The following is an 8,120-nucleotide window of genomic DNA, read 5'->3' as shown; positions in this document are numbered from 1 at the left end:
CCCAGCAACTCACGCTGCCACAGCGCATAGTCCGCGTACTGCACCGGCAGCAGATCCCACTCCGGCGCCCGCCCCTCGCAACGCGCCGCATACGCCACCGAGATGTCCCGGGACAGCGGGCCCATCGACCAACCGTCACCCGCGATGTGGTGCACCAGCAGCACCAGCACGTCCTCGGCCGGACCCGCCGCGAACAGCGTCGCCCGCACCGGCACCTCAGCCGTCAGATCGAACGCATAGCCAGCCGCCCGGACCACAGCGGCAGCCAGGTCCGCGGAGCCGTCCGCCTGCTCTGGCAGCGCGCCATCGCCCAGGTCGCCCAGCCGCTGGATCCGCTCGTACACCCCCTCGGGCGCGTCGACCTCGACCACGTCCATGTCCCAGGTCAGCTCGTCCATACTCACGATCTGCTGGTACGGCTCGCCATCGGCCGCGGGGAAGAACGTGCGCAGCGCCTCGTGCCGACCCAGGACGTCCCGCAGCGCCGCACCCAGCGCCTGGCGGTCCAGGTCACCCGAAAGCCGCAGCACGATCGGTGCGTTGTAGGTCGTGGTGCGTCCCTCGAGCTGGCCCAGGAACCACAGCCGGCGCTGCGCGAACGACAGCGGAATCCGCTCCGGACGCTGGGCAGCCACCAGCGCCGTCCGGGCCTGGTCGGCTCCGCTGAGGCGGGCGGCGAGGCCGGCGACCGTCGGCGCCTCGAAGACGTCGGAGATCTCGATCTCGACGTCGAGCATGGCGCGCACCCGGCTCACCAGTCGGGTGGCGAGCAGCGAGTGACCGCCCAGGTCGAAGAAGCTGTCCTCGACGCCCACGCCCTCCAGGCCCAGCACCTCGGCGAACGCCTCGCACAGGGCCTTCTCCTCGGCGGTGGCGGCCGCCCGGCCGACACCAGCGGTGTACTCCGGGGCGGGGAGCGCGCGGCGGTCGATCTTGCCGTTGATGGTCACCGGCAGCGCGTCCAGCACCACGACGGCCGACGGCACCATGTACTCCGGCAGCCGCCCACCGACGAACGCCCGCACCGACTCCGGCAGGACGGCGACATCCGCGCCCTCGTCCTCGGCGACGACGTACGCCACCAGCCGGATGTCGCCCGGCACGTCCTCGCGGGCGATCACCGCGGCCTGGGCCACCGCCGGGTGCCCGGCGATCACCGCCTGGACCTCACCCGGCTCCACCCGGAAGCCGCGCACCTTCACCTGGTCATCCGCACGACCGGCGAACACCAGCCGGCCATCCAGGGTCCACTTCACCTGGTCACCGGTGCGGTACATGCGCCCACCCGCGAACGGGTCCGCCACGAAACGCTCAGCGGTCAGCCCGGCGCGCCCCAGGTAGCCGCGCGCCAGACCCGCACCTGCCACATACAACTCACCGACCACGCCCGGCGCCACCGGGGACAGGTACTCGTCGAGCACGTACACGCGCATGTTCGGGTTGGGTCGGCCGATCGACGGGTCCTCGCCCGCCACCAGCGCGTCGGTCACGGTCGCGCAGACCGTGGTCTCGGTCGGCCCGTAGGCGTTCACGAACTCCCGCCCCGGCGCGAACCGTTCGACCAGATCGGCGCTCAGCGCCTCGCCCGCCGAGATCAGCGTGGTCACCGAGGCCAGGTCCGCCGGCGTGATGACGCTCAGCACCGCAGGCGGCAGCACCGTGTGCGTCACCCCGTGCCGCGCCACCGTCCGGGCCAGCCCGGCGCCCGGCAGCAGCTCGTCCGCCGAGCCCACCACCAGGGCGGCGCCCGAGCACAGCGCGACCATCAGCTCCCAGGTCGCCGCGTCGAACCCGATCGACGCGAACTGCAGTACCCGGCTGCCCACGCCGATGCCGAACCGCTCAGCGTGGACCGTCATCAGGTTGACCGCGCCCGCGTGCGCCAGCGCCACGCCCTTCGGCACGCCGGTCGAACCGGAGGTGTAGATCACGTACGCCAGACCGGCCGGCCGCGCTGCCACCCGGGGGGCTGTCGTCGGGGCCATCGCCAGCGCCGTCCGCACCAGCGGGGCGTCGACGGCCACGGTCAGCATCCGTCGGACCGGCAGTTCCTCGAGCACCTCCTCGGAGCCCACCAGCGCGACCGCCCGACTGTCGGCCAACATGAACGCGATCCGCTCGGCCGGCGCCTGCGGGTCGATCGGCAGGTACGCCCCGCCCGTCTTCAGCACCGCCAGCAGCGACACCACCAGGTCGGCACCGCGCTCCATGCAGACCGCGACCACCGACTCCGCGCCCACACCGCGGTCCGCCAGGTAGTGCGCCAGCCTGTTCGCCCGCTCGTCCAGTTCGCGGTAGGTCAGCTCGACATCGTTTCCGACCACCGCGACGGCGTCCGGCGTGCCCGCCACCCGTGCGGCGAACAGCTCCGGCACCGTCACCGCCGGCACCTCGGCCGCGGTGTCGTTCCACTCCACCAGCACTCGGTGGCGCTCGGCCGGCTCCAGCAGTTCGGCCCGGCTGACCAGCTCGTTCGGGGCCGCCTCGGTGAGCCAGTCCAGCATCTGCAGGAAGCGCCGGGAGATGTCCTTGCCGGACGCGGGGTCGTGCAGGTCGGGGTTGACGTCGACGTCGATCTGGATGCCCTGCCCGGCCAGCCGGTCGTAGACGTCGATCCGCACGTCGTCGATGAGGCCCGAGGAGAGGTTCCGTGCGAAGGCGGTGCAGTCGCCCATCGGCCGCGAGTAGTCGAACGGCATCACGTTCACGACCAGGCCGAACAGGTTGCCGCCGTCGACCATCCGAAGGTCGCGCAGCATGTCCTCGTGCCGGTACCGCTGGTGCCGCAACGCCTCCCGGAGGGTCTGCGCGGTCTGACGCACCAGTTCCGCGGCGGTGGTACCGGGCTCGAAGGTGACCCGCACCGGCACCACGTTGGAGGTGTTGCCGGGGGTCGCCAGTTCTTGCTCGCTCCGTCCGCGGCCGCGGACCGGGACGCCGACGACCACGTCCCGCTCGCCGGTCAGTCGGTGCTGGTAGAGCGCCGCGGCCGCGATCACGAACCGGGCCAGGTCGGTGTCGTAGCGGCCGGCGGTCGCCTTGACGTTCGCGGCCGCTTCGGGCGCGATGTCCTCGGTGAGCCGCACCGGTGCCGGCGCCAGCCGACGGGTCCGGTAGCCGCCGCGCGCCACCGCCCCCTCCGGCAGGCCCGACAGCGTCGTGAGCCAGAACTCCCGGTCCGCCTCGAACTCCGCCGACGCCCGATAGGTCCGGTCGGCGTCGAGCAGCACGGACAGCGGCTGCAGCGCCCCGGCCTCGAACGAACGGCCCTCGACCAGCGCGGTGTAGACCTCGGCCACCCGGTTGGCGACCACCCAGGTGCTGTGCCCGTCGAGCGCCAGGTGGTGGGCTCGCATGTACCAGATGGCGCGGTCGTCGGCCAGCTTGAACAACGTGTAGAACGCCGTCGGTCCGGCTTCCAGGTCCATCGGGTGCGTCAGCTCGGTCCGCATCCGCTCCTCGGCCGCCGCCCGCGGATCCGCCTCGGCGGTCAGGTCGACGATCGCGAACGGGTAGTCACCGGACTCGTCGACGTACTGCCGCGGCTCCCGGTCCTCGGTCCGGAACCGCAGTCGCAGCGTCTCGGCCTCATCAATGGCGTGCCGCACCGCTGAACCGAACAGGACGAGGTCCAACTCGCCGGTGATGTCCAGGTATTCACTGACGTTGTACGACGGGTTGTCAGGCGCGAACTGCTGGGCGTACCAGATACCCAGCTGACCCGACATCAGCTCCCGGGACTCACCGTTGAATGCTGCGGCCATGCCTGCCCACCCCAATCGTTCGAATCACCGACTGGACCAGCAGGGGCCAACTGCCATCGAGGCGTGCCTTGTTGCTGCCCAGCATTCCTCAATGAAGGCCGAATATCTCGTTCTGCTTCGTTGTGTGCGTCGCCGCGCGGCCGTGCCGCGCGGGCTTCGCCGTGTGGCGCCCGTCGCCACCCGCCCGGGTCGGCAGGGTCGGCGCTCGAAAGGCGCCGGCCTCGCCGGCGCCTTCGGACGCCCGCGGCGCGGCGCGGTGCGCCGCGCCGTTCCGTCGTCGGGCCGGATCCCGGCGGGATCAGCCCGACGGGCTAGTTCTGCATGGCCTCGATGAGGCTCTTGGGCCGCATGTCGGTCCAGGACTTCTCGATGTAGTCCAGGCAGTCCTGACGTCCGGCCTCGCCGAAGACCTTCTCCCAGCCCGCGGGCACGTCAACGAAGACCGGCCAGAGCGAGTACTGCCCCTCGTCGTTGACCAGCACCAGGTAGTTGGCGTCGGGGTCGTCGAACGGATTGGTCACCTTGCCGTCCCTCTCGAGTAGCTTTCCGAAAACGTCGATTGCGGGGCGCCGACCGGCGATTCCTCCGGCTGGCCCGACTTCGGCCGGCGGCATTTCCGCGCGTGGCGCGTCGAAATCGCCGATCCGGTTGAACCGGTGCGCCGAATCGGGCCCGAGGCCCTTCGTCCGCACTCCGGCGCTCCCCTTTCCTGGAGGCGCCTCGCTCCGTCGCCGACCACTATGGGGCAGCCCCGCAGAGCTGATCAAGAGCGTTCGGCCGTGCTCCGCCGCCGCTCGGGACGTGCCGAACAACCGCGGTCCCGCGCTGGTCACGAGCTTGTTCAACCGTGCCTCCGCCGCACTTGAACGCGGTGGGGGGCGCTCGGGACCGCCGGTCGATCCGCGGTCCGCGGCCTCCGGCACGGCGGCTGCCTGTCAACACCGTTCAACCGGCGCGGCCCGCTGTCGGGCTGGTCCGATCGCGTCCTGAAAAGGCTGCCAGGAGCAGCTGCGGGTGACTATTCTCGCCCTGACGACCACCGGAGCGGTGTCCGATCCAACCGCGTAGCCGGTCATGGACCGCCGCGTCAACACAGTTCGTTGAACACATCACCCGGCTCGCAGGCCCCGTCGGATCCGGTGCCGTGCGGCCATGACCCGGTGAACGCCACGTCGCCCTCGCCGCGGCCCGAACCGGGGTGGCGGCACCGGGCACCGGATCGCACGATGACCGAGGAGACACCCGCAGCATGCCCTTTGTGGACAGCAACGGCATCCGGCTCGCCTACCAGCGCACCGGCCACGGGGAGAGCGTCCTCCTCATCATGGGTTCAGGCGCGTCCGGCCGGGTCTGGACCATGCATCAGACACCCGCGCTGCACAAGGCGGGCTACCAGACGATCACGTTCGACAACCGGGGCATCAGTCCCTCCGACGCACCCCCCGGCAAGTACGCGCTCGCCGATCTGGTCGCCGACACCAAGGGCCTGATCGAGGCGCTGGACCTCGGTCCGGTCCGCATCGTCGGAACGTCCCTGGGGTCGTTGATCGCCCAGGAGCTGGCCGTCCACCACCCTCACCTGGTCCGGTGCGCGGTCCTGCTGGCCACCCGCTCGCGGTCGGACGCCACCCGGCGTGCCCAGGCGCGGGCGGACCTCGCGTTGCTGGAGGCCGGCATCCGGCTGCCTCCCGCCTACAACGCCGCCAAACAGGTGCTCGAGATGCTCTCGCCGGCAACGTTGAGCGATGACACCGCCATGTCCAGCTGGCTGGAGCTGTTCGAACTGTCCGGCGGTGGCAGTGGCGGACAGGCCTGGATCGACACCGGTACCGATCGCCGCGAGGCGCTGCGGAGGATCACCGCGCCATGCCGGGTGATCGCCTTCGCCGATGACCTGGTCGCCCCGCCGCATCTGGCCCTTGAGGTGGCCGACTCCATCCCGGACTGCGATTACGTGGAGATCCAGGACTGCGGACACCTCGGAAACCTGGAACGTCCCGGCGAGGTCAACGCGGCGATCACCGAGTTCCTCGACAAGTACTGACGGAAACTCGCTCCGGGGCGCACCGCCCATCTCAGAATCCGCTCGGCACGACAGGTCGGCCCTGTCGACAGCCGGGACATCCGCCGACCAGGGGCGGTGCGCGATCCAGCGCACCGCCCCTGGCGCGTTTCGGCCTGTGCACTCGGCCGCACTCGGCCGCACCCACCCGCTTGACGTGGGGCGCTTGACGGCCCATCACGCCTAGGCTTCTATTGTACTAGGGTCCTAGATGAATCAGTCGGACGGCGATGGATGGCACCGGCTCGCCTGGACCCGCCGGGACAAGGCGACAACGCCGGATTCCGTCCATGACCACGCGTCACACCAAGAGCAACAGAGGGGAAGAGATGAGCCCCGTATTGGAAGCCGAGGGCCTGGGGATGCGGTACGGCCGCCACCACGCCCTGACCGACGTCAATCTGAGCATCCCGGAGGGACGGGTCATCGGCCTGGTCGGCCCCAACGGAGCGGGCAAGTCGACCTTGATGGGGCTGACCAGCGGGCTGCTGCAGCCAACCTCGGGCACGATCCGGGTGCTCGGGACGCGTCCCGGCACGAGTGCGTCGCAGCTGGCCAAGGTCGGATTCGTCGCCCAGGACACGCCCGTGTACGCGGGGTTGACCGTCGCCGACCACCTGCGCCTGGGCGCGCGCCTCAACCCGAGGTGGGACGCCGCGATGGCAGAGCGGCGGATCAAGCAGATCGGCCTGGACCTCACCCACAAGGCCGGTCGGCTGTCCGGCGGCCAGCGCGCCCAGCTCGCCCTGACCATCGCGGCCGCCAAACGCCCCGAGCTGGTGATCTTCGACGAGCCGGTCGCCGCCCTGGACCCCCTGGCCCGACGCGGGTTCATGCAGAACCTGATGGAGCTGGTCGCCGAACTCGGTTCGAGCGTCATGCTCTCCTCCCACCTTCTCGGCGACCTGGAGCGGGTCTGCGACTACCTGGTCCTGGTGGTCGCCTCCCGGGTCCAGCTGGCCGGGGACGTCGACGACCTGCTGGCCGGCCACTGCCGGCTGACCGGCGCCCGGGGCGCCGAGCTGCCCCCGGGGGTGGAGGTCGTTCAGGCCGAGCAGAGCTCCCGGCAGAGCAACCTGATCGTTCGGATGACCGGCCCGCTGGCCAGCCTCAACTGGACCGCGGAGACCCTGGGCTTGGAGGACCTGGTCCTCGCCTACATGAACCGGGCGGAGTTCGGCACCGGTCAGTACGACGCAGCAGAGAACACGGGGGTCCAGCTGTGATCTGGTTGACTTGGCGCCAGTTCCGCGCCCAGGCACTGGCGACGCTCATCGCCGTAGGCCTGATCGCGATCTACCTGGTGGTCCTCGGCCTGCAGATCCGCAGCGCCTACGACTCCGGCGTCGCGGGGTGCCAGTCCCATGGCACCTGCGGCTCCGCCACCGCCAGCCTCACGAGTCGCTACGACCTCCAACTCACCCTGCTCAACGGCCTGCTGATCGCCATCCCCGGCGTCATCGGGATCTTCTGGGGCGCGCCGCTGGTGACCCGCGAGCTGGAGGCGGGCACCCACCGGCTGGTGTGGAACCAGAGCGTGACCCGCGGACGCTGGCTGGCGGTCAAGCTCCTGGTGATCGGGCTGCTCAGCGTTGCCGTGACCGGCCTGCTCACCCTGCTGGCGACCTGGAGCGTCAGCCCGATCGACCGGATCTCGGCGGACCGGTTCTCGCCCACGCTGTTCGTCGCTCGCAACATCACGCCGCTGGGCTACGCCGCGTTCGCCTTCGTCCTGGGGACGTGCGTCGGGATCTTCATCCGCCGCACCGTGCCCGCGATGGCCGTGACCCTGGTCGTCTTCGCCGGGGTCCAGGTCCTCATGCCGACGGTCGTCCGGGAGAACCTGGTGCCGGCCTCGCACAGCGTCGTGGCGATCAACGAGCAGGTGATGACGCACGTCAACGGCATCAACACCACCGACAACGTGCACCTGTGGGGCTACAAGGTCCCCGGCGGCTGGGTCACCGACACCAGCGCGTTCCTGGACTCGTCCGGGCAGGCGGTCCCCATCTCCCAGCTCCAGGACTGCCTGGACTCGGCGACCAACTCGCACGCGCTCGGGGCCTGCCTGGAGAAGAAGAACCTCCACGTCAACGCGACCTTCCAGCCCGCGAGCCACTACTGGACGCTGCAGTGGACGGAGACGCTCCTCTTCCTCGTGCTCGCCGGCGTGCTGGCCGCGCTCAGCTTCTGGCGGGTCCGGCTGCGCCTGATCTGAACGTGAACGGGGTCCGCGGGGGGCCGGGGGTGACGTCCCGCCGACGCCCCCCGAACCCCCGCTCCGGCCCCCCCCA

At 70.7% G+C, this 8,120-nt stretch carries 5 protein-coding genes; 3 read left to right on the top strand and 2 right to left on the bottom strand.

All coding sequences use genetic code 11. From position 1 onward, the window contains the following. Together ABZ449_RS41175 and ABZ449_RS41170 are read right to left on the bottom strand one after the other, a co-directional pair. The coding region (locus tag ABZ449_RS41175) for an amino acid adenylation domain-containing protein (protein WP_360357046.1) at positions 1–3,764 on the bottom strand (3,764 nt) is incomplete at its 3' end. Between the two features lie 311 nt (positions 3,765–4,075). Continuing rightward, positions 4,076–4,285: an MbtH family protein gene (locus tag ABZ449_RS41170; protein WP_360357043.1), complete on the bottom strand. Its 210-nt coding sequence runs from the start codon at positions 4,283–4,285 to the stop codon at positions 4,076–4,078. A 728-nt stretch (positions 4,286–5,013) separates the two neighbouring features. On the opposite strand from ABZ449_RS41170, the gene ABZ449_RS41165 reads away from it, so the two are divergent. The 3 genes from ABZ449_RS41165 to ABZ449_RS41155 all read left to right on the top strand — a co-directional run bounded on the left by ABZ449_RS41165 (position 5,014) and on the right by ABZ449_RS41155 (position 8,044). After that, entirely contained in the window at positions 5,014–5,808 is a 795-nt protein-coding gene (locus tag ABZ449_RS41165) for an alpha/beta hydrolase (RefSeq protein WP_360357040.1), read from the top strand. A 347-nt stretch (positions 5,809–6,155) separates the two neighbouring features. Continuing rightward, positions 6,156–7,052 (top strand): ABC transporter ATP-binding protein, encoded by an 897-nt coding sequence (locus ABZ449_RS41160; RefSeq protein ID WP_360357037.1) that lies wholly within the window; start codon positions 6,156–6,158, stop codon positions 7,050–7,052. Next, on the top strand, positions 7,049–8,044 hold the full coding sequence (locus ABZ449_RS41155) for an ABC transporter permease subunit (RefSeq protein WP_360357034.1): 996 nt from the start codon (positions 7,049–7,051) through the stop codon (positions 8,042–8,044). The genes ABZ449_RS41160 and ABZ449_RS41155 overlap by 4 nt, the downstream gene beginning before the upstream one ends. Positions 8,045–8,120: the final 76 nt, after the last annotated feature.

This window comes from Kitasatospora sp. NPDC005856, assembly GCF_040629945.1.
Classification (GTDB): Bacteria; Actinomycetota; Actinomycetes; order Streptomycetales; family Streptomycetaceae; genus Kitasatospora.
Note: the sequence above shows the minus strand (reverse complement) of the source record. Positions and strands in the feature narration are given on the sequence as shown.